Annotated in this window: 19 protein-coding genes and 1 pseudogene; 4 read left to right on the forward strand and 16 right to left on the reverse strand. The window is 39.4% G+C overall.

Annotated elements, in window-relative coordinates:
- Positions 1–54: 54 nt before the first annotated feature.
- The 11 genes from meaB to KW850_RS18490 form a co-directional block, all read right to left on the reverse strand.
- Positions 55–1,170 (reverse strand): methylmalonyl Co-A mutase-associated GTPase MeaB, encoded by a 1,116-nt coding sequence (gene meaB / locus KW850_RS18440; protein WP_218349245.1) that lies wholly within the window; start codon positions 1,168–1,170, stop codon positions 55–57.
- The gene (gene scpA, locus KW850_RS18445) at positions 1,170–3,368 is read right to left on the reverse strand and encodes a methylmalonyl-CoA mutase (RefSeq protein WP_218349246.1); all 2,199 of its coding nucleotides are present in this window, start codon (positions 3,366–3,368) and stop codon (positions 1,170–1,172) included. The genes meaB and scpA overlap by 1 nt, the downstream gene beginning before the upstream one ends.
- On the reverse strand, positions 3,349–5,238 hold the full coding sequence (locus KW850_RS18450; protein WP_218349251.1) for a methylmalonyl-CoA mutase subunit beta: 1,890 nt from the start codon (positions 5,236–5,238) through the stop codon (positions 3,349–3,351). Before KW850_RS18450 ends, scpA begins: the two co-directional genes overlap by 20 nt.
- A gap of 218 nt (positions 5,239–5,456) precedes the next feature.
- Positions 5,457–6,761: a dihydrolipoamide acetyltransferase family protein gene (locus KW850_RS18455; protein ID WP_218349252.1), complete on the reverse strand. Its 1,305-nt coding sequence runs from the start codon at positions 6,759–6,761 to the stop codon at positions 5,457–5,459.
- 64 nt (positions 6,762–6,825) lie between these two features.
- Positions 6,826–7,809: an alpha-ketoacid dehydrogenase subunit beta gene (locus KW850_RS18460; RefSeq protein WP_218349253.1), complete on the reverse strand. Its 984-nt coding sequence runs from the start codon at positions 7,807–7,809 to the stop codon at positions 6,826–6,828.
- A 12-nt stretch (positions 7,810–7,821) separates the two neighbouring features.
- Positions 7,822–8,817 carry a thiamine pyrophosphate-dependent dehydrogenase E1 component subunit alpha gene (locus KW850_RS18465; protein ID WP_218349254.1) on the reverse strand — a complete coding sequence of 332 codons (996 nt, stop codon included), beginning with the start codon at positions 8,815–8,817 and terminating at the stop codon, positions 7,822–7,824.
- A 23-nt stretch (positions 8,818–8,840) separates the two neighbouring features.
- Positions 8,841–10,262 carry a dihydrolipoyl dehydrogenase gene (gene lpdA, locus KW850_RS18470; protein WP_218349255.1) on the reverse strand — a complete coding sequence of 474 codons (1,422 nt, stop codon included), beginning with the start codon at positions 10,260–10,262 and terminating at the stop codon, positions 8,841–8,843.
- Positions 10,263–10,282: 20 nt separating this feature from the next.
- Positions 10,283–11,386 (reverse strand): butyrate kinase, encoded by a 1,104-nt coding sequence (gene buk / locus KW850_RS18475; protein WP_218349256.1) that lies wholly within the window; start codon positions 11,384–11,386, stop codon positions 10,283–10,285.
- Positions 11,387–11,520: 134 nt separating this feature from the next.
- Positions 11,521–12,624, reverse strand: coding sequence for a branched-chain amino acid dehydrogenase (bcd, locus tag KW850_RS18480; protein ID WP_218349257.1), 1,104 nt, complete (start codon positions 12,622–12,624; stop codon positions 11,521–11,523).
- A 28-nt stretch (positions 12,625–12,652) separates the two neighbouring features.
- Positions 12,653–13,561 (reverse strand): phosphate butyryltransferase, encoded by a 909-nt coding sequence (yqiS, locus tag KW850_RS18485; protein WP_218349276.1) that lies wholly within the window; start codon positions 13,559–13,561, stop codon positions 12,653–12,655.
- A gap of 131 nt (positions 13,562–13,692) precedes the next feature.
- Positions 13,693–15,768 (reverse strand): sigma-54 interaction domain-containing protein, encoded by a 2,076-nt coding sequence (locus KW850_RS18490; protein WP_218349258.1) that lies wholly within the window; start codon positions 15,766–15,768, stop codon positions 13,693–13,695.
- 186 nt (positions 15,769–15,954) lie between these two features.
- Between KW850_RS18490 and KW850_RS18495 the strand changes: the two genes are divergently transcribed.
- Positions 15,955–16,194, forward strand: a complete 240-nt coding sequence (locus KW850_RS18495) for a DUF2627 domain-containing protein (protein WP_218349259.1) — start codon at positions 15,955–15,957, stop codon at positions 16,192–16,194.
- A 10-nt stretch (positions 16,195–16,204) separates the two neighbouring features.
- On the opposite strand, the gene KW850_RS18500 is transcribed toward KW850_RS18495, so the two are convergent.
- Positions 16,205–16,933 (reverse strand): glycerophosphodiester phosphodiesterase, encoded by a 729-nt coding sequence (locus KW850_RS18500; protein WP_218349260.1) that lies wholly within the window; start codon positions 16,931–16,933, stop codon positions 16,205–16,207.
- Positions 16,934–16,970: 37 nt separating this feature from the next.
- Between KW850_RS18500 and KW850_RS18505 the strand changes: the two genes are divergently transcribed.
- Positions 16,971–17,111, forward strand: a complete 141-nt coding sequence (locus KW850_RS18505) for a YycC family protein (protein WP_218349261.1) — start codon at positions 16,971–16,973, stop codon at positions 17,109–17,111.
- Positions 17,112–17,199: 88 nt separating this feature from the next.
- Here KW850_RS18505 and KW850_RS18510 read toward each other — a convergent pair.
- Positions 17,200–17,289: pseudogene (locus tag KW850_RS18510) on the reverse strand (sporulation initiation factor Spo0A C-terminal domain-containing protein); the annotation flags it as partial.
- Positions 17,290–17,383: 94 nt separating this feature from the next.
- On the opposite strand from KW850_RS18510, the gene KW850_RS18515 reads away from it, so the two are divergent.
- Positions 17,384–18,403 carry a tyrosine-type recombinase/integrase gene (locus KW850_RS18515; protein ID WP_218349262.1) on the forward strand — a complete coding sequence of 340 codons (1,020 nt, stop codon included), beginning with the start codon at positions 17,384–17,386 and terminating at the stop codon, positions 18,401–18,403.
- 22 nt (positions 18,404–18,425) lie between these two features.
- Here KW850_RS18515 and KW850_RS18520 read toward each other — a convergent pair whose 3' ends face one another.
- Complete coding sequence (locus KW850_RS18520; RefSeq protein WP_218349263.1) at positions 18,426–18,674, reverse strand: hypothetical protein; 249 nt, start codon at positions 18,672–18,674, stop codon at positions 18,426–18,428.
- A 270-nt stretch (positions 18,675–18,944) separates the two neighbouring features.
- On the opposite strand from KW850_RS18520, the gene KW850_RS18525 reads away from it, so the two are divergent.
- The gene (locus KW850_RS18525) at positions 18,945–19,568 is read left to right on the forward strand and encodes a hypothetical protein (RefSeq protein WP_218349264.1); all 624 of its coding nucleotides are present in this window, start codon (positions 18,945–18,947) and stop codon (positions 19,566–19,568) included.
- 325 nt (positions 19,569–19,893) lie between these two features.
- On the opposite strand, the gene KW850_RS18530 is transcribed toward KW850_RS18525, so the two are convergent.
- Together KW850_RS18530 and KW850_RS18535 are read right to left on the reverse strand one after the other, a co-directional pair.
- Positions 19,894–20,247 (reverse strand): hypothetical protein, encoded by a 354-nt coding sequence (locus KW850_RS18530; protein WP_218349265.1) that lies wholly within the window; start codon positions 20,245–20,247, stop codon positions 19,894–19,896.
- 131 nt (positions 20,248–20,378) lie between these two features.
- Positions 20,379–21,017: hypothetical protein (locus tag KW850_RS18535; RefSeq protein WP_218349266.1), on the reverse strand; the 639-nt coding region annotated here is incomplete at its 5' end.

A 21,017-nucleotide genomic window follows, 5' to 3' on the forward strand; every position in this document is an offset into this window, starting at 1 on the left:
TTCAAATGTAGAATCTTATTTCATTTGAAGAAATTTAATGGCTGTTTCACTCTTCTATCCTAAATAGATATTAAATAACGCATCAACAGCGGTAGTCACCGTTTTTTCTCCTGCAATAACTTCATTTTCTAACTTAGGGAGGGCATCTTTAACTCCATTGTGATGAAAAAAATGAAATTGAAGTTGGTCGGTAATCAGCGAATAGAGCCATTCCTTAGCTTGGGCTTTTCTTCTTTCGATTAGCACCCCTGATGTTTTCCCCTTTTGTTCAAAGGATTGTATGACATTCCAAACATCGCTAATACCCTCTTGGGTCAAAGAAGAACATGTATAGGCTCTTGTAGCCCACCCTTTTGTAGCTGGATGGAGAAAGTGAAGGATACGGTTATACTCATTTTTCGTTTGCTCCGCTATCTGTTTGTTCGTTCCATCTGCTTTATGAACAAGTACGGCATCAGCTAATTCCATAATCCCTTTTTTCATCCCTTGCAATTCATCACCCGCACCAGTAAGGACTAGCAACATGAAAAAGTCGACCATATCTCTGATAATGACTTCACTTTGCCCAACACCAACTGTTTCGATTAAAATGATATCAAAACCTGCAGCCTCACAAATTAACATGGCCTCCCTTGTCTTCCGATGAACCCCGCCTAGTTTTCCTGCGGTAGGGGAAGGACGGATAAAGGCTCGCGGATTCCTTGATAACTGCTCCATTCTGGTTTTGTCACCAAGGATACTTCCGCCGCTAATGCTCGAGCTAGGATCAATGGCTAACACTGCGACCCGGTGCCCTATACTGCAAAGATACGTACCAAATGTCTCAATAAATGTACTTTTACCTGCACCAGGAACACCCGTAATTCCTATGCGGATTGAATTACCACTTTTAGGCAGAAGTTTTTGAAGCAGCTGTTGTGCTTTTTGAAAATGCTGTTCAGCATTGCTCTCAACAAGGGTAATAGCTCTCGCTAAAAGACTCCTATTTCCTTTTATGACCCCTTCATAAAGCTCTTCAACAGTCGGTTCAGAGATTCTGCGTTTTTGAAAGCGGATATTTGGTTGAATAGATGCATTTTGTCCTTCATGCTCTTGACCTTTTCTTATCACACTTGAACAATTTTCTGGATGGTTCGGATCATTCCATTCTGGCTTTTGATCAGGCGCCATTATTCGGCCACTTCCTCATAACCGAGTTTGCGATAAATCTCTTTGACTACCTTTTGTGCCGCGACTGGAATAATCGTACCTGGACCAAAGATGGCAGAAGCACCATGGTCATTTAAAAATTGATAATCCTGGGCTGGGATGACACCGCCAATAACAATCAAAATATCATCTCTGCCTAATTTTTTTAATTCCTCGACCAATTGTGGGAGAAGCGTTTTATGACCTGCAGCAAGCGAACTCATTCCAATTACATGAACATCGTTTTCAACAGCTTGCATCGCTGTTTCTTCTGGAGTTTGAAATAATGGTCCAATATCCACATCAAATCCAAGGTCAGCGAAGGCTGTAGCAATTACTTTGGCCCCGCGGTCATGACCATCCTGACCCATTTTCGCAATCAGTATTCTAGGTCTTCTCCCCTCATTTTCAAGGAATTCATCTGTCATTTTTTTTACTTGGATTATTTCTTCCTCATTGCTAAAAGCAGTACTATACACACCGCTGATTGAACGAATCACGGCCTTATGTCTGCTCGCAACCTGCTCAATCGCATCGGATATTTCCCCAAGTGTCGCTCTCGCCCTTGCTGCTTGTACGGCTAATTCTAGTAAGTTCTGTTCTCCAGTTTCCGCTGCTTTCATTAACGCAGTTAGCGTTTCTTTTACCTTCTGGACATCTCGCCCAGCTTTTAAAGCATTTAATTTCTCGATTTGTTTTAAACGAACAGCAGTATTATCAATATCTAAAATATCAATCGCTTCTTCTTTTTCTAATCGATACCGGTTAACACCGATAATGGTTTCTTTGCCTGAATCAATTTGTGCTTGTCTTTTGGCTGCAGCCTCTTCAATTCTCATCTTTGGCAGGCCGGTTTCAATTGCTTTGGCCATGCCACCGAGACTTTCTATTTCTTCGATATGTGTCCAAGCTCTATTAACCAATTCATCTGTTAATTTCTCAACGTAGTAAGAACCTGCCCACGGATCAATTACATTGGTAATCCCTGTTTCCTCTTGTAAAAACAATTGCGTATTACGAGCAATCCGAGCAGAAAAATCCGTTGGCAAGGCAATTGCTTCATCCAAGGCGTTAGTATGCAGGGATTGGGTATGCCCCATCGCCGCAGCATGTGCTTCGATTAAAGTGCGAGTGACATTATTAAACGGATCTTGCTCGGTCAAACTCCAGCCAGATGTTTGTGAATGTGTACGTAGCGCTAATGATTTTTCGTTGTTTGGAGAGAAGGACTTCATCATCTTTGCCCAAATCAACCTTGCCGCCCGCATTTTCGCTACTTCCATGAAGTAATTCATCCCAATGGCCCAGAAAAAGGACAACCTTGGGGCAAATGAGTCGATTTCAATTCCTGCCTTAAGACCCGTCCGTACGTATTCCAAGCCATCTGCAAGCGTGTATGCCAGTTCTAAATCGGCTGGTGCTCCCGCTTCCTGCATATGATAACCCGAAATACTAATACTATTAAACTTTGGCATATGTTTGGAGGTATATTCAAATATATCAGCTATTATTTTCATAGACATTTCTGGTGGATAAATATAAGTATTTCGGACCATATATTCTTTTAAAATGTCATTTTGGATTGTACCAGCCAGTTTCTCCTGACTTACACCCTGTTCTTCAGCGGTCACGATGAAAAAAGCAAGAATCGGCAGGACAGCCCCGTTCATGGTCATGGATACGGACATTTGGTCTAATGGTATCCCCTCAAACAGCGTCTTCATATCAAGAATAGAATCTATTGCCACCCCTGCTTTACCGACATCACCGACTACTCGAGGATGATCGGAGTCATAGCCGCGGTGAGTCGCTAAGTCAAACGCTACCGATAATCCCTTTTGTCCCATCGCTAGATTTCGTCGATAGAAGGCATTACTTTCCTCAGCGGTTGAAAAACCTGCATATTGTCTAACCGTCCATGGACGATTTACATACATCGTTGGATATGGACCTCGTGTAAAAGGAGGAAGTCCAGGCAGGTCATCAAGATGCTCAAGATCTTTCCGGTCCTCTTTTGTATAAAGCGGTTTTAAACTGATTTGTTCATTTGTCTCAAAGAGCAGATCATCTAGTGAACTATTTATTTCTTGTTCAACCTTTTGCTGCCACTCTTCCTTGGTCATAAATTTTTGTTCGTCAAATAAGGATATATTTTGAAAATCAGGCTTTTGTTTCTTCAACCTTACTCACCTCCAACTCACTAAGGATTGACAGCAGCGTTTCATAACAATTGCTTTTCACATGGATAAACTGCCGAATACCCTCATCTATCCACAGAGTCTGTTTTTCTTTTTCTGGAAGGCCTGCTAAGTAAAAAGTATGCTCCGGGTTTTCAGTTTTTAAAGCATTCAGGATGTCATGTCCCATTGTTTCATATTGATCATTCGTTCCACATAAGAAATAGAATTTTGCCGGTTGTTCTAAAACGAATTGTCTGGCATCCTCTACAGAAAAAATAGGGTTACTTTCTACAGCCTTCATACCTCCAGCTGCTAGAAAACCTTTCATAAAATCAAGCCTTGCTTTATGCTGCTTTAACCCGCCGAGGCAAATCATACCTATAAATGGCTTAGTATCTAATTTTTCTTCGAGAAGGATTGCTTTTTGCCGTAATTCTTCGAATGGTTCTGCCAACCTGCTGTCAGGAATAGAGTCAATTTCAAAGGTATCTTCTCTAGTAGCAAAGAATGAATTTTTCGCTTGCGGGACTTTATATGTAACTTTTTCATCCAAATTAGCGTAGACATTTGTCCCAACTATACTTGTCCTTCTTGTTTGGACATCTTGAATCCTTTTTTCATAGACAGCAGCTATTTCCTTCTGTAGCCAATTTGCTTTTAATACTTCTAAAATGCCGCCATGTGCTTCTATCCCTTGAAAAAAGACCCATGCTTTTTCTGCTAGTTCATTGGTAAGGTGTTCCACATACCAAGAACCCCCAGCAGGATCGACGACTGTTTTTAGATGTGCTTCTTCTTTCAAAAGCAGTTGTGTATTTCTAGCAATTCTATCTGAAAATGGATTGGCGCAGGTAAGATGATCAAATGGACTGACATGTAAATATTGAACACCTCCCACCACAGCTGCAAATGCTTCATTTCCAGCCCGAAGGAGGTTTACATGCGAATCAGTCACTGTTTTTGTAAATGAAGACGTTTCTGCTGCAATCTGCATTTTAGCCATGTCACCACTTGCTCCGTAAACATCACTAATACGATTCCATAGAATACGTGCTGCGCGAAGCTTTGCCATTTCCATGAAAAAATTGCTGCCAATCGAGAATTGAAAAATCATCTTTGCAAAAATTTCATCCAGTTCTAGTCCCGCTTCCAGAAGCCTTTCAAGATAGAATATCCCTTCGCCCATCGCAATTCCAAGTTCCTGAACTGCGCTTGCCCCGCCATTATGATAGGGAGCAGTATCGATTAAAATTGTCCGCAAATGAGGAAACTTTTCAGACGAGCTCCTAATGCTAATAACCCAATCCTTAACAAATTCTTCAGAAATATATCCTTCTTTAGCAAATTGAGAAACGGGGTCAGAAGCAATGAATCCACTGATTTTATCTCTAGTTACCTCTTGTTCCACCGAGTTTTCTAAAAGAGTTAATAGAGGAATATGTGCATCTTTGGCATTGATAGCGAAAGGATATTGACTATAAGATTCTGCCAATTCTCTCCATAGGTTTTCATCTAACAAATCGTTCGAGAAATTAAATGAGATGGCTGTTTGCCCTTTTTCTAAAGCATGATCAAGTTTTTCCTTCAATTCCTCTACTTTACAGCAAGATAGTCGTTGAGCAATCTTCCAATCATTAGTCACATAGCCCAATGGGTAAATGCCTCTTCTTAAGTCTGAACCACCTGGATAATCAGGCACCGCCTTCTCATCCTGTCGTGAATAAAGCGGTTTCAAAATTATGTTTTCATATGTAGTTGTTTGTAAGGATTCAACCGACTTTCCTTTTAGTGATTGTTCCGCCTTGACTTTCCATTCATCTGTGGATACTGAAGGAAAAGATTGATTCTTTAATTTATCCAAACTTCTCATCCCCTCCCTAAAACAATTGAAATAAAATTCACATAATTCTACTACCTACTATTTTATGGCACAAACACGATTCAAGCAATCAAAAACAAAACAACCGCTGCCATTCTTGGCAGCGGTAATTTATTATTAGGCTTTGTTAAACTTGCCTATTGATTTACGCTCCAGGCGCTTCGCTTTCCGCTCCAATCAACTTAGTTAGAACATAACACAGCCTACTATTAATAAATCGTAGTTGTTGATTTTGATGTGTTTTCTAGTATTTCCTTTACACGTTGTAAGAAACGTCCGCAAACGAGGCCGTCTAATACTCTATGATCAAGTGACATACATAAATTCACAATATCGCGAACAGCAATCATTCCATTATTCATGACAACTGGACGTTTAACAATGGACTCAACTTGAAGAATGGCTGCCTGTGGGTAATTAATAATCCCCATGGATTGGACAGAACCAAAAGATCCAGTGTTGTTCACAGTAAAGGTTCCACCCTGCATATCTTCCGATCTTAGTTTGCCTGTTCTTACTTTGACAGCAAGCTCAGATATTTCACGTGCAATCCCTTTAATTGTTTTTTCATCAGCCTGTTTGATTACAGGAACATAAAGAGCATCATCCGTTGCGACTGCGATTGAAATATTGATATCTTTCTTTTGGATGATTTTATCTCCCGCCCACATAGAATTAATCTGTGGAAATTCTTTTAATGCTTGAGCAACAGCTTTAACAAAGAAAGCGAAAAAGGTTAAATTGAAGCCTTCTTTTTTCTTAAACTCGTCTTTTATTGTATTACGGTACTCCACCAAATTAGTGGCATCCACTTCAATCATCGTCCAGGCATGTGGTGCTTCATGCTTGCTCCGCAGCATGTTAGCAGCAATTGCTTTGCGGATACCAGTGACTGGAATTTCAATGTCGCCAACGGCAACCGGGATATTCACTGCTGTAGCTGGTGGTGTTGGCGTAGAAATCGGCTTTGCCACTTCTTGTTTTGTTTCATTGACAACGGCTGACTCATTTTTAGCTTCTACTACCTGTCCTGCAACAGGAATATTACCTGATTCAATTAATTTTAATAGATCTTTTCTTGTAATCCGTCCACCTGCACCGGTGCCTGACACCTTTGTTAAATCGATGCCATTCTCTTGAGAGATTTTAAGGACTGCTGGAGAGTATCGGACTTTGTTCCCTTGGACCGCTTGTTCAACATTTATTGCACCGCTGGTTTCTGTACTAGTGCTTGGTGCAGCTGGTGCTTCAGAAGCCTCAGCTGTTGTTCCGCCTTCCAATTCTATCATGCAGATCTTTTCCCCAACTGCTAAGGTATCACCTTCTTCAGCAATTAGTTCCTTTATGATACCTGTAAAGGAGGATGGAATTTCTGCATTTACCTTATCTGTCATTACTTCTGCAAGAGGGTCGTATTTATTTACTTTATCTCCTACAGATACAAGCCATTTACTTATTGTACCCTCGGTTACGCTTTCCCCTAACTGAGGCATTTTGATTTGTTCAATTACCACGATTTACACACTCCTATTGTCCAGCTCAGGCGCCTATCCCCTTAAGTCGCTTGGGCTTTTCGTTTTAGTACTCAGCTAGTTCGCGCATTGCTTTTTCGACTTTTTCAGGATTCACCATAAAGAATTTCTCCATTGTTGGAGAATAAGGCATCGCTGGTACATCCGGTCCAGCTAACCGCATAATCGGTGCATCTAATTCAAATAAGCAATTTTCTGCAATGATTGCAGCGACTTCACCAATAATGCTGCCTTCTTTTGTATCCTCGGTAACAAGAAGGACCTTACCTGTTTTCGAAGCAGCCTCAATGATTGCTTCTTTATCAAGCGGATAGACCGTTCTCAAATCAAGAATATGTGCGGAGATACCATCCTTCGCTAATTTCTCCGCTGCTTGAAGGGCAAAATGGACACATAGACCATACGTAATGACGGTAATATCTTCTCCTTCACGTTTTACATCAGCTTTACCGATTGGCAGGGTGTAATCATCTGTTGGAACCTCACCTTTAATTAATCGATACGCACGTTTATGCTCAAAAAATAAAACCGGGTCATTGTCACGAACGGCTGCCTTTAATAGCCCTTTAGCATCGTAAGGTGTGGACGGCATAACAATTTTTAATCCAGGCTGATTTGCAAATACTGCTTCAACAGATTGGGAATGATAAAGTGCACCATGTACACCGCCGCCATATGGTGCCCGAATAACCATCGGACAACTCCAGTCGTTATTGGATCGATAGCGGATTTTAGCCGCTTCTGAAATAATTTGATTGACTGCCGGCATGATAAAATCAGCAAATTGCATTTCGGCAATTGGGCGCATGCCATACATCGCTGCCCCAATTCCTACCCCAGCAATGGCAGATTCAGCAAGGGGTGTATCAATAACCCGTTCTTCCCCAAATTGGTCATATAACCCCTGCGTCGCCTTAAATACACCGCCTTTTAAACCAACATCTTCACCAAGGACAAAAACCTTAGGATCTCTTTCCATTTCTTCTCGCATTGCCATTGTGATTGCATCAATATATGAAATTATCGCCATGATTCATCCCCCTTACAAGTCCGCATATACATATTTCAGCGCATCTTCAGGTGCAGAGTACGGTGCATTTTCTGCATAGTCTGTCGCCTCATTCACAAGCTTCATTACGCGGTCATTTATTTCTTTTTCTAGCGCATCATCCATGACACCTGTTTCCTTTAAATAAGCACCAAAGGTAATGATTGGATCCTGGGTCTTTGCTTTGGCAACCTCATCTGGTGCACGATAAGAACGGTCATCATCATCAGAAGAGTGTGGTGTAAGACGGTAAGAAACCGTTTCAATCAGGGTTGGTCCTTCCCCACGTCTGCCACGGACAACTGCTTCCTTCACTGCTTGATATACTTCAAGTGGATCGTTTCCATTTACAGTGAAGCCTGGCATACCATATCCAATCGCTCGGTCTGAAACTTTTTCGCACGCTAATTGTTTTTCGATTGGAACTGAAATTGCATACTTGTTATTTTCACACATAAAAATAACAGGAAGTTTATGAACACCTGCAAAGTTGGCACCCTCATGGAAATCACCTTGGTTAGAGGAGCCCTCTCCAAACGTTACAAACGTAACAAGGTCTTTTCTCTCCATTTTACCTGCTAGAGCAATTCCAACGGCGTGGGGAACTTGAGTAGTTACTGGCGATGAGCCTGTGACGATTCGATTTTTCTTTTGGCCAAAGTGCCCAGGCATTTGCCGGCTGCCTGAATTGGGGTCTTCTGCTTTAGCAAAACCTGAAAGCATCAGTTCCCTTGGCGTCATACCAAACGTTAAGACCACACCCATATCACGATAATATGGAAGTACATAATCTTTTTCAGGATCTAGTGCAAATGCTGCTCCAACTTGTGCGGCTTCCTGTCCCTGACAAGAAATGACGAAGGGAATTTTACCGGCACGGTTTAATAACCACATCCGCTCATCAATACGGCGGGCTAATAACATAGTTTCGTACATTTCCATTACTTTTTCGTCGCTTAAACCTAAAGCATCATGACGCTTTTCTGTCATCTATTCTTACCTCCCAATGTTTATTAAGAATGGATTGCTTTCCCATCAACTGCAAGCGCTGCTTCACCAATTGCTTCTGATAGAGTCGGGTGAGGATGAATCGTATGGGCAATTTCCCAAGGAGTCGCATCTAATACCATCGCAAGCCCTGCCTCCGTAATCATGTCTGTTACATGCGGCCCAATCATATGCACACCTAAAATATCGTTGGTCTCTTCATCCGCAACGATTTTTACAAATCCATCAGATTCTCCAAAGACAAGTGCTTTTCCAATCGCACGAAAAGAAAACTTACCTGTTTTTACTTTATGACCTTTTTCTACGGCTTGTTCTTCTGTTATCCCCACACTGGAAACCTCTGGATTGCTATAAATACATCTAGATACTAGATGATACTGCAGTGGCGAAGGATCCTTCCCAGTAATATGCTCGACTGCAATGATTCCTTCATGTGAAGCAACATGGGCAAGTTGTAATCCACCAATGACATCACCAATCGCATAAATATGTGATTCTTTGGTTTGGAAGAATTCATTGGTTTCAATAAAACCCTTCTCTACATGTATTTCTGTATTCTCAAGCCCAATTCCTTCTATATTTGCCTGACGTCCGACTGAAACAAGAATTTTTTCAGCTTTAAATTCTTTTAATGTGCCCTTTACTTCTGCGGAAATCGCTACTCCATTGTCCTTAACTAACGTTTCTGGGAGGACTTTTGCACTTGTTACAAGGGTAATTCCTTTTTTCTTCATCAAGCGCTGCATTTCTTTTGATATTTCTTTATCTTCAGTGGGAATAATTCGATCAGCATATTCAATAACTGTTACATCTACACCAAAATCATTCAGCATGGAGGCCCATTCTATTCCAATTACGCCTCCACCAACAATAATAATAGAACCAGGAAGTGTCTCTAATTCTAATGCTTCATCAGAGGACATAACATATTCTCGATCTATTTCAAGTCCAGGAAGGGTCCTTGGTCTTGAACCTGTTGCGACAATCACATTTTTAGGAAGCAGCATTTCATTGTCTTCACCGTTATTCATTTCAACAGATATGGTCCCCGGCATTGGAGAAAAAATAGATGGTCCCAAGATTCTGCCTAATCCTTCATAAACATCAATTTTCCCTTGATTCATTAAATGCTGAACACCCTTATGGAGTTGATCAACTATTTTATTCTTCCTGTTCTGAACTAATCCAAAATCAACAGAAACATCACTTGTTATGACTCCAAAATCTTTACTATGCTTGGTTGTTGCATAAACTTCTGCACTTCGAAGCAGTGCCTTACTCGGAATACACCCTTTATGCAAACATGTACCACCAAGTTTTCCTTTTTCTACAATCGCTGTTTTTAAGCCAAGCTGAGAGGCCCTAATTGCCGCTACATAGCCGCCAGTTCCTCCGCCAAGAACAACTAAATCATATTCTTGTGCCACGTTTTTTCCTCCCCTTAACCTTAAATTTTCACTGTTTTAAAATTCCCTGGATAAATTTTTTCCTCTTCCTCGCCCTTTAAGACTCGCAGTGCACCTTCAGTAAGTGCTTGAAGCTCATTTTCACCAGGATGAACGATAACATCAGCAATCCAATTGATTCTGTCGGTGATTGTTTTCACAAATCCTTTCCCATAGGCAAGGCCGCCAGTCAACACAATCGCATCCACTTTTCCTGAAAGAACAGCACTAGCAGCCCCGATTTCTTTAGCTACTTGATAGGCCATTGCATCATAAATAAGTTTTGCTTCCTTATCTCCTGCTGCAATTCGCTGCTCTACCTTAACTGCATCATTCGTACCGAGATAACCAACTAGGCCACCTTGGCCAACAAGCATCTTCATTATTTCTTCCCGATAATATTCTCCAGAATAACAAAGAGCTACTAAATCCCCAACAGGAACTGTTCCTGCCCTTTCTGGACTAAATGGTCCATCCCCATGAAGACCATTGTTGACATCAATAACCTTACCCTGCTTATGAACACCTACGGTAATACCTCCACCCATATGAGTAACAATTAAATTTAAGTCGGAGTATTTTTTCCCCATTTCCTTTGCAATCCTTCTTGCCACTGCTTTCTGATTTAAGGCGTGAAAGATGCTTTTTCGCTCAATTAAGGAGAAACCAGAAATTCTTGCAAGTGGTTCAAGCTCATCAACAACAACCGGATCCACGATGTAAGATGGAATATTTAAAGCAGAAGCTATTTCGTAGGCAATAATCCCACCAAGATTTGATGCATGCTGTCCGGCATAACCTGACCGTAAATCTTTTAACATCACATCATTAACCGCATAGGTGCCCCCTTCAATCGGTCGCAGCAATCCCCCGCGGCCACAAACAGCCGACAATTTGGAAATATTTATCCCTTCATTATCCAGTGTTTCCAAAATTGTTGTTTTTCTAAATTCATATTGATCAATAATATTTGCAAAAGAGTTGATAATTTCTGAATCATGCCGAATCGTTTTTTCAAAAATGGAAATATCATTATCGAAAACCCCGATCTTCGTGGATGTCGAGCCTGGGTTGATGACGAGAATCCGATATTCATTATCCTGCAACGTTTTGACCTCCAATTTGTTTTCTAAATGATTGAAGTCGAGTGTTAATTAAATACATATAAATGTCCTATGAAAGGCAAAGACGCTGAATATTCCATTCAGCGTATTGCAGAACTATTTTGACAAAAAATTTATTATCTAGAAATTCTATGACTTAAAATATGATGGCCGTTTTGAAGAAATTGGCTTCTTGAGTTACGAATTCTGGCAATTCTTTCTTCTGCCATACGGTCAGCTGCCACGTATGTTGGGATGCCATCACGCTTTGAAATTTCAATAACCTTTTCAATTGTTGTATAGAGCTGTTCCACCTTTTTCATTGCCCGCTCTTGGTTGTAACCATATAATTCATCAGCTACATTGATTACGCCTCCAGCATTAATTACGTAATCCGGAGCGTAAACAATACCCATTTCGTGGATGATATCGCCATGACGGGTATCTTTTAATTGATTGTTAGCCGAACCAGCAATAACTTTTGCTTTTAATTGTGGAATGGTTTCATCATTAATGGTTGCTCCTAATGCACATGGGGCGTAAATATCACATTCGACACCATAAATTTCATCAGGGTCTACTGCAAGGGCTCCAAATGCTTCTACGGCACGGTTAACAGCTTCTTTATTAATATCGGTTACAATGAGCTGAGCCCCTTCTTCATGCAAATATTCACAAAGTGTATACGCTACATTTCCGACTCCTTGAACAGCAACAACTTTTCCTTCAAGTGAATCAGATCCAAACGCCTCTTTCGCCGCTGCTTTCATACCGCGATAAACACCGAAAGCTGTTACCGGGGAAGGATTGCCTGATGAGCCAAATGCTGGAGAGATACCTGTTACATAATCTGTCTCTTCGTGAATTAAATCCATGTCTGCTACTGTTGTGCCTACATCTTCTGCTGTGATATATCTGCCATTTAAGCCTTGGATGTAACGGCCGAAAGCACGGAACATCTCTTCATTCTTATCTTTCCGTGGATCGCCGATGATAACAGTTTTACCACCGCCAAGATTTAACCCTGCAGCGGCATTCTTATAGGTCATTCCTTTTGCAAGACGTAGCGCATCTTCAATAGCAGCTTCTTCAGAGGCATATGTCCACATACGTGTTCCACCTAAAGCTGGCCCTAATGTTGTATCATGAATAGCAATAATTGCTTTTAAACCTGATTGTTTATCTTGACAGAATACCACTTGCTCATAATCGTATTGTTCTAAGTACTTGAAAATTTCCATCTAAAATTCCTCCTCAATAATTGAATAGCTATTTTGATGTAGCACAGCATAACGCAAGTGCAAGAGAATAAAGCTTACTTTCAGCAGAATCTGACCTCGATGTTAACACGATTGGAGCTTTTGCCCCGGCAATAACGGCACCAACTTTTGCATTTGCGAAATAGATTAATGATTTATATAAAACATTGCCAACTTCGATAGTTGGTACTAATAAAATATCTGCTTTACCTGCCACTTCACTGTTTATCCCTTTGTGTTCTGCGGCAAGTGTTGATACTGCATTGTCTAAACCTAGAGGTCCATCTACAATACAGCCTGAAATTTGTCCTCGTTTATTCATTACAGTTAATGCCGCTGCATCTAATGTAGCCTGCATGGCAGGATTCACTACTTCTACGGCAGCCACAGGCGCCACTTTTGGCAGTTCTATACCAATGGACTGCGCAATGGAGACTGCATTTTTAATAATTTGTGCTTTCTGTTCCAAATCAGGAGCGATATTCATTGCAGCGTCTGTTACAATCGTAAAACGATTAATGCCTGGGGATTCAAATACAGCTATATGTGATAAGACATTTCCTGTCCTTAGGCCGTATTCCTTATTTAAGACTGCTTTTAAGAAAATATTAGTTGGAATATTACCTTTCATCAGCACATTTGCTTCTTTAGTAAAAACGGCCTTTACTGCTAATTCTGCCGCTGCAGCACTAGAATCAGCATTGACAATTTTCAAACATAAATCACTTATGTTTTGGTGTTTTTTTTCTTCCATAATGGCTTTAATCTTTTCTTCGTCACCAAATAAAATAAAATTCGCAAGATTTTGGTCTATTGCAGCTATGACAGCTTCAATAACCTCTAAATCTTCTGCCGCAGCAACTGCAACAGTGTTTGTACGTACTTGGGCTGCTTTGTCAATTAGTGAATCAAGCAACAAGTTGTCATCAACCCTTTCTCCTCTTACTGCAACTCCCATAATATAATATGCAATTTCCGTGCCAAACCATTTTTAATGAAAACGCTTTATTACCACAAATTGACCCTGCATTTTTTTTCGTAGTATGCAATTTATTGCATGCTATTTTTTTCAATATCATATTTTTCAATCTTATAATATAAATTCCTAACTGACAATCCAAGCGTTTTTGCTGTCAATGTCTTATTCCCATTTAAACGAAGTAGGGTCTGTTTAATAATTTTCGCTTCAAATTCATCCATCAAATCTGATAATGTTCGGTCGATCATCACGGAATCATTACTATTGCTTAAAAAATGTTCATTTGGACTTTTTTTATTTTTTAATTCTGGCAAATGCTGCACATCAATAAACTGCTCATTATAATTCATAAAAATTATCGCTCTGCCAAGAATATTTTCTAATTCTCTTACGTTTCCTGGCCAGTCATAGTCCATTAATTGCTTTAGTGCAGCTGGAGTAATTCCTTCTACATTTCGTCCATAGTCCTGACTTATTTTTTGAATAAGCCTTTCATTTAAAAGCGGGATTTCTTCTTTTCGCTTTCTTAATGGAGGTATTTGGATTGGCATCCGATTTAAACGATAATATAAGTCTTCCCGAAAGGAGCCTTTAGCAATACCCTTTTCTAAATTGACATTAGTTGCTGCAATGATCCTTACATTAATCAAAACAGGCTTTGTTCCTCCTACTCGAATGATTTCTTTTTCCTGCAAGACCCTGAGCAGTTTTGCCTGTGTGTTTACTGGAAGTTCACCTATTTCATCAAGAAAAATACTGCCATTATTGGCTTCTTCGAAAAAACCTCTTTTTCCACCTCTTACCGCTCCTGAAAAAGCGCCTTCTTCATAGCCAAATAATTCACTTTCCAATAATGTTTCGGAAATCGCTGCGCAATTGACCCTAATAAATTTGTTATATTTACGGTCACTTGCATTATGTATAGCATGGGCAAATAATTCCTTCCCTGTTCCTGATTCACCGCGCAGGAGGACAGTTGCAGGAGTTTTTGCTCCTAATTTTGCTTGTTCAATCGCAAGCATCATCTCATCTGATTGACCAATGATATCTTCAAACGCATATTTTGCTTCGAGTTTACGGATAAGTTGGCGGGCGCGGTTCAATTCTCTATTCAGTGATTTGATTTCGGACATATCGTGGATGACACCCACACTGCCCTTTAATTTTCCTTTTACAATTATCGGCGCAACATTAACAATTACTTCTCTTTTGTTTGGTCCCACCCTCATTGGTACCCCGCGGACAGCCCTCCTCGTTTGCAGAACTTTCATGTGCATACTTTCTCCCTCAGATATGTCAGCTGTAGCAGGCTGGCCAATTACCTGATCCTGGGTAAGTCCCGTAATCCGTGAGTAGGCAGGATTAATAAGGATCCCCCTGCCATTTTCGTCTACTACAGATATCGCATCATCACTTGAATGAATAATAGCTTGAAGCATGGTTTGAATTTCTCTTAAATCTGTAAGTTCCTCAGCAAGATTAACAACTTCAGTAATATCTTTAAAAACTGCAAATGCCCCGATCAAGGTTCCATTTTCCTCAATAATAGGAATACGTGTAGTGATAATCTTTCGATCATTTTCCAAAATCATTTCTTGGTTTGCTTCAATTCTTCGTGATTCTAGAATGTATGGGAGCCGACTCGTTGGAATTACTTCAACCACGTATTTGCCGATTGCCTGCTCTTTCGTTACCCCGATAATTTCTTGTGCACGCTTGTTAAATAAGATGACTTTTCCGTACTTATCAATAACAACCATACCGTCATTTGTAGCATTAAAGATTAATTCCTGTTGATAGGATTCATTTTTATGCTTTTCGATCAGATCTTCCTTTTCTTCCATAATCTTTGCAACTAGAAAGGCGACGCTGCCTGGAATCAAAACCGTATGTTCCTTTTTAACTTTTCGTAATTCTTTGAAAACTGATTCATCTCCAGTTACTTCAATAATAATCTCAATCTTATCAACTAAGTATGGATGCCAGTTGGTTCCTGTTTTAATCCCTTCTTGCCGTGCTAATAAAACGCCAGGTGCATCTAAATTTCGATCAATAACCGCACAAACCTTTAACACTTCAGATTCTTTTAAAATCTTTAAGATTGCTGTACCACCTTTTCCTGCACCAACAATCATAACGTTTTGCAATTTTATTACCCCTTATAAGAAAAATTTTTCAAGATTACTTAAGAAATACATGCAACTTTTTTCATACCTATTTTATATCCAATCACAATCATTGACAAATTTTATCTATGTAATAAAATTTTCTTGAGATATAATCAAAATAAGACTTTTCATTTTGCAAAATTTGATATTGGAAGGATTTATTGTATGAAGCGAATTATTGCCCTCATTATTGTATTAATTCCTGGTATACTAGCCGCTATTGGAATTAAATTAATGCGTGATATGTTATTCGGGATACTGCAAGCACCATTCCCTAATTTATTGCTTCAGTTTCTAACTGGTTTAGTCTTTTTTATCGGCGGTCTAGGGTTTGTCGCTGGATTTATCTTTCATCGCGATCGAAAAAGAAGCAAGGTTCAAAAAAGATTTAACAAATCAAAATAAAAAGAGGCCACTAAGGTCTCTTTTCAAATTGTTTTCGTATTCTTAACGCCTTTACTGGGTCGTCAGTAATTAGTGCCGTGCAGTTTATATTAAAAAGACGACGCAGATCCACTTCATTATTTACAGTATAGGGTCGTACAGCTATTCCATTGTCAATTGTTTTTAGGATAACTTCATCTGAAATTGTCGAGTATTTAGGATGTATCCCTTTCGCATGAATTGCTTTGGAATAGACCCAAGGCATGTAGATTCCTTCAAGAAAAAGAGGAGCCGTTTCTATTTCTGGTGCTAAACGAAAACTATAGACGATACTATAATGATTAAACGAGGAAATAATAATTCTATCTACTAACTGATATTTGTAAATAAGCTTAATGATTTTTTCTTCCATTCCTTTATAGGGAAAAAGTCCATTTTTCAGCTCTATATTACATAATAATTTATTGGTGGTCAGCCATTCAAACACTTCTGTTAATGCAGGTATGGGTTCTATTATGTTGTCTTTTTTATTAGCATTCAATTTCCGAAGATCTTTATATAAAAAATCTTTTACAAACCCTTTACCGTCTGTGGTTCGATCGACTTTTTCATCATGGATGACAACTATTTCCCCGTCTTTAGTTAATTGTACATCCAATTCTAATCCGTCAGCTCCAGCATTCGCCGCTTCTATAAAGGCTCTTAGTGTATTTTCTGCAAAAGAAGCGGAATAACCACGATGCGCAAAAATCTGAGTCATAATTTCACATCCCAACTTAATATAGGAGGAATACCAAATGAAACCCTTACAGTTATCAACTGAAACTGCTATTAAACTTTCCCAAAAATTAAATGTGCCGATAGAACAGCTTATGCACATGCCTCAACATATTCTTATTCAAAAACTGATGGAATTGGAAAGTGAAAAAGATAATTAATAACTACTACCAAGTTATTTAACCGAATAAGAAAGTATAGAAAAAGCCTTCATTCTTTTGATGAAGGCTTACATTTATTTTATTCTTTTCAAGATGCCTTATGCTCTAGACGAAGCTTATCAGCCACCATGGCAATAAATTCCGAATTAGTTGGCTTCGCCTTCGACATGCTTACGGTATCTATCAACGTTTTGCCTTCGGTATTAGTGTACCATTCCGATAAATTCATCGCAATCTCATACGAAAATTCATCGGAGTAAGGGGACGTAAAAATGCAGAAGTTTCACTTTAAACAACGTAGTAAAATTAGCGTAAAAATGGACATCGAAAAACATATCGAAAAATTCTTGGAAGCACGACGGCTGGAAAATAAATCGCCTAAAACGATTAAGTCGTATGGTCAAACGCTAGGCAAGTTTGCGGAATGGTTAGAATGCGCTAATTCATCCGAAATCACCTCGGACATTATTCGGGAATACATTCGCTATATGACCGAAGAAAAGGAAAAGTGGAGCGATCACCCAACGAACCCAACGCAAGGAGTCGGAGTGTCGCCTCGTACTATTAACAATATTATCCGAGTCCTACGAATATTCTTTAATTTTCTAGTTAAGGAACGAATTATCTCGCAGAACCCAGCGGCCGGCATTAATTATCAGAAGGAACAAAACGATACTTTCGAGATATTTTCGGATGACGACGTTATCAAGTTATTAAACGCTCCGAATAAGAAAATGTATACCGGCTTTCGCGATTACGTTATGATGCTGGTATTAACAGACACCGGCTTACGCATTAGCGAATTGACGAGTATAAAACGCGGTGATATTAACTTCCAAACCCGTCAAATCGTAATTCACGCAGAGAACTCAAAAAAGAGCGAAACGCGCGTGGTCCCAATTTCGCAAAAAACTACGAAGGAAATTGCGGAGCTGGCCGACTTTATTAACGGTGACGACAACGATTATGTATTTCTAACGCAGTTCGGTGAGCGCTACCTTGCTGATACCTTCGCGAAAATGCTTAAGAAATACGGCAAGAAGGCCGGCATTCAAAACGTGAGGGTATCGCCTCATACTTTCCGCAATTATATGGCGGTCAAGTTTCTTAAGTCAAAAGGTGATCCGTTTACATTAATGAGGATACTCGGACATAAAGACATATCGATGACAAATCGCTACATTAAATATAGTGACATGGATATATCGGAGCAGTTTGAGATGTCCAGCCCGGTTATGAATTTAATTGACTCCGGGAACAATCGGAAGCGCGGAAGGTTGAAGTTTACTTAATAATAGAAGAAAGCCGTCCTAATTACTGGGCGGCCTTATCTTTTTTCAGGTATTTAATGATGTAAGATAGTCCGATTAACAATCCCCCGTTTTGTAGCGGATAAACTATATCATTTAAAATTTGCGTGATACGTATAGGATCTGGTTTCTCACCGTCAGCAACATATTGAGTCGCGTTATAATAAATCGTTGAATCAATTCCACTAATTATTCCTATAACTATAACGACCCATCCCGTAATAAAAAGTATTAAAGTGATATTTTTCTCCATTTCGCACCGCCCCCTACTAATCTATATGTTTATTGTACTATAAAATATTCAGAAAATCAGTAAATATTTACCAGCATCAGTCTTCGTCAATCCGCGTCACTATGCGTTTTTAGGCATAAAGAAAGTCGCCACGTCGCAATGACGAGGCGTTGTTCAAAAGGACAGCCCCATAGGACTTCCCATGTAATATTTTTAGTTCGCAATTAGTTCCAATTATGTACCATTTCCTAATGAATGTTATTATGATTTAGTGGAAGGAGGTGGATACAAATGGATGATAAACTTAACTGGAAAGACAAATTAAATTTAACTGTTGAAACAGGTCTGCAACTTGTTCCTTATGTTGGTGGTGCTTTAGCCACTGCTTATTTTGGAACAAAGCAAGAAAAGCGTTTTAAAAGATTAGAGACATTTTATCAAGAATTCTCACACCGAATAGAACAGCTTCAATTGCAATTGCCTCCTGTTGAATCACATGATCAAGATAAACTCATTGCTCTTATCGAAGAGTTGAATGCGAAAGTTGAAAATGAGATTACAGAACAAAAAAGAGCATATTTAAAAAAGTATCTTTATAATATACTTTCATCGCCAACTAACGAAAACTTCGATGAAAGAAGGTTCTTCCTAGATACGTTATCTAGCATGACTCTTTTAGAGTGTGAAATTCTAACTTTTTTGTATCATCAAAATCAACCTGTTAAAGTAGGAACAATCACAAAGCCAGGATTGGTTCAATATGCTATTGTTGGTGCAATTGGACGATTAAAAATGTATGGCTTTTTACGAACATCAACTCAAGATCTTCAAGTTGGTGATGTCGATAATACTCTATTAGAATTAGTTACTCCTAGTGATTTTGGACTAAATTTTATTAAATTTTGTTTGGAGTAACAGAGACCTGAGTTTTCTCAGGTTTTTTTATTTATTATTATTAAGATTGTAAAACAACTTAATATAAAAAGTAACCAAATAAACCAATACCTTATTAGGTGTTGCAAAGGTGTTAAATTAATTAAATCCTGAAAAAAATGAGCCATATACTTCAACCACCTCCAAGTTTATTCTAACAAAGAAAACGCCTTTATTAGAATAAAACAAATAAAGCGTTTAAATAAAAAGGACGCTCAGCAGAAACCGAACGCCAATACAAGAGGTTCTTTGCTCCATGCGACCAACAATGGAAAATCGCACTTCATCGCAAAATAAAAACGCCCTATTAGGCGTATCTTGCTAATACTGCGGTTTTCAGTTTGCAATACTTTGCTGCATCAGTAACCGTCTTGCTTAATAATGCCTTCTCGAACAATTTACTCAGGTTTTCTATATCGTCCTTAATACCGGTTACGTCGATGGTAGCAGGATCGACGTCTTGACCACGAAACAGAATATCGTCGTCGCCCTCGATAAGTAGTTTACCGAAATCAGTTATCGAGAATTTAATTTCCGACTGATTCACCGCTGGAATCGTTTTTTGCATGTGTAGTTTCCACGCTTTCGTATTAAAGGCAATTACTTTAACCGAATTAATTCCGGAAGGTATAATTACCCGATCCCCGACGCAATATTCCATTTCGTATCCTCCGGTTCCTTGCAATGAAATCACGATATTGCTACCGTCCGTTTCAACGCGAGCAAATCCCCATCCCGTCGAGTCTACCGTTTGATTACCTACACCTGTAACTACTTTTCTTTCAATAGCCATTATTGATTACCCCCTAAGTTTAATTCTCCGTCACGAGCTTTTTGTTCCATAATTGCATTGAGACTGTCGTAAGCCTGGTCAACTTTACTCTTTTGCTTTTCAACAACTTCCAAAGGATCAACGAACACCGGCATTGGTTCGTCATTCTTCTCGAAATAAATTTCCGGATTTTGATAATGGCGGACTACTTCTGGCGTAAATAGTTCGGAGATTATCGAGTAATCAACATTCACCGAAGGATCATCGCCAGGTATCATCAGCAAGAATAGTTTGTTATCAATTGTGTTATCGACTTCTTCGATTACGTCGTAAGCTTCCGCAACATCAACTGGGGTATGGTCGGCTTTTAGTTTATCGAAAGCCTTTGAAAGCCCAATTTTATGTTCACCGGTTTGGAATTGACCAGCTAACTCATAGAAGTTCTCTAAAACTAGACTAGCGTATGCCGAATCAGGCGTCTTTTGTAAGAAAGACTGTAAATCGTTGAATGCGGATTTCTCGTCTTTAAGCGCCATTTTAAACCTCAATTCCGAAAAATCACGGCTAAACTTTGCGCGAGTTGCTTCATCCGCTGATACGAAACTCTTCTCGATTGTTTCCTTCGCTAGTTTCTTAGCATTAGTTAAGTAAAGCTGATA

The organism is Bacillus sp. sid0103 (assembly GCF_019219025.1).

Coding starts and splice junctions, on each gene's coding strand:
- KW850_RS18495 (WP_218349259.1), top strand. CDS start 15,955: ATGAAGCGAATTATTGCCCTCATTATTGTATTAATTCCTGGTATACTA.
- KW850_RS18505 (WP_218349261.1), top strand. CDS start 16,971: ATGAAACCCTTACAGTTATCAACTGAAACTGCTATTAAACTTTCCCAA.
- KW850_RS18500 (WP_218349260.1), bottom strand. CDS start 16,933: ATGACTCAGATTTTTGCGCATCGTGGTTATTCCGCTTCTTTTGCAGAA.
- KW850_RS18520 (WP_218349263.1), bottom strand. CDS start 18,674: ATGGAGAAAAATATCACTTTAATACTTTTTATTACGGGATGGGTCGTT.
- KW850_RS18530 (WP_218349265.1), bottom strand. CDS start 20,247: ATGGAATATTGCGTCGGGGATCGGGTAATTATACCTTCCGGAATTAAT.
- KW850_RS18465 (WP_218349254.1), bottom strand. CDS start 8,817: ATGACAGAAAAGCGTCATGATGCTTTAGGTTTAAGCGACGAAAAAGTA.
- meaB (WP_218349245.1), bottom strand. CDS start 1,170: ATGGCGCCTGATCAAAAGCCAGAATGGAATGATCCGAACCATCCAGAA.
- bcd (WP_218349257.1), bottom strand. CDS start 12,624: ATGGAAATTTTCAAGTACTTAGAACAATACGATTATGAGCAAGTGGTA.
- KW850_RS18515 (WP_218349262.1), top strand. CDS start 17,384: ATGCAGAAGTTTCACTTTAAACAACGTAGTAAAATTAGCGTAAAAATG.
- KW850_RS18450 (WP_218349251.1), bottom strand. CDS start 5,238: ATGAGAAGTTTGGATAAATTAAAGAATCAATCTTTTCCTTCAGTATCC.
- KW850_RS18525 (WP_218349264.1), top strand. CDS start 18,945: ATGGATGATAAACTTAACTGGAAAGACAAATTAAATTTAACTGTTGAA.
- KW850_RS18460 (WP_218349253.1), bottom strand. CDS start 7,809: ATGGCGATAATTTCATATATTGATGCAATCACAATGGCAATGCGAGAA.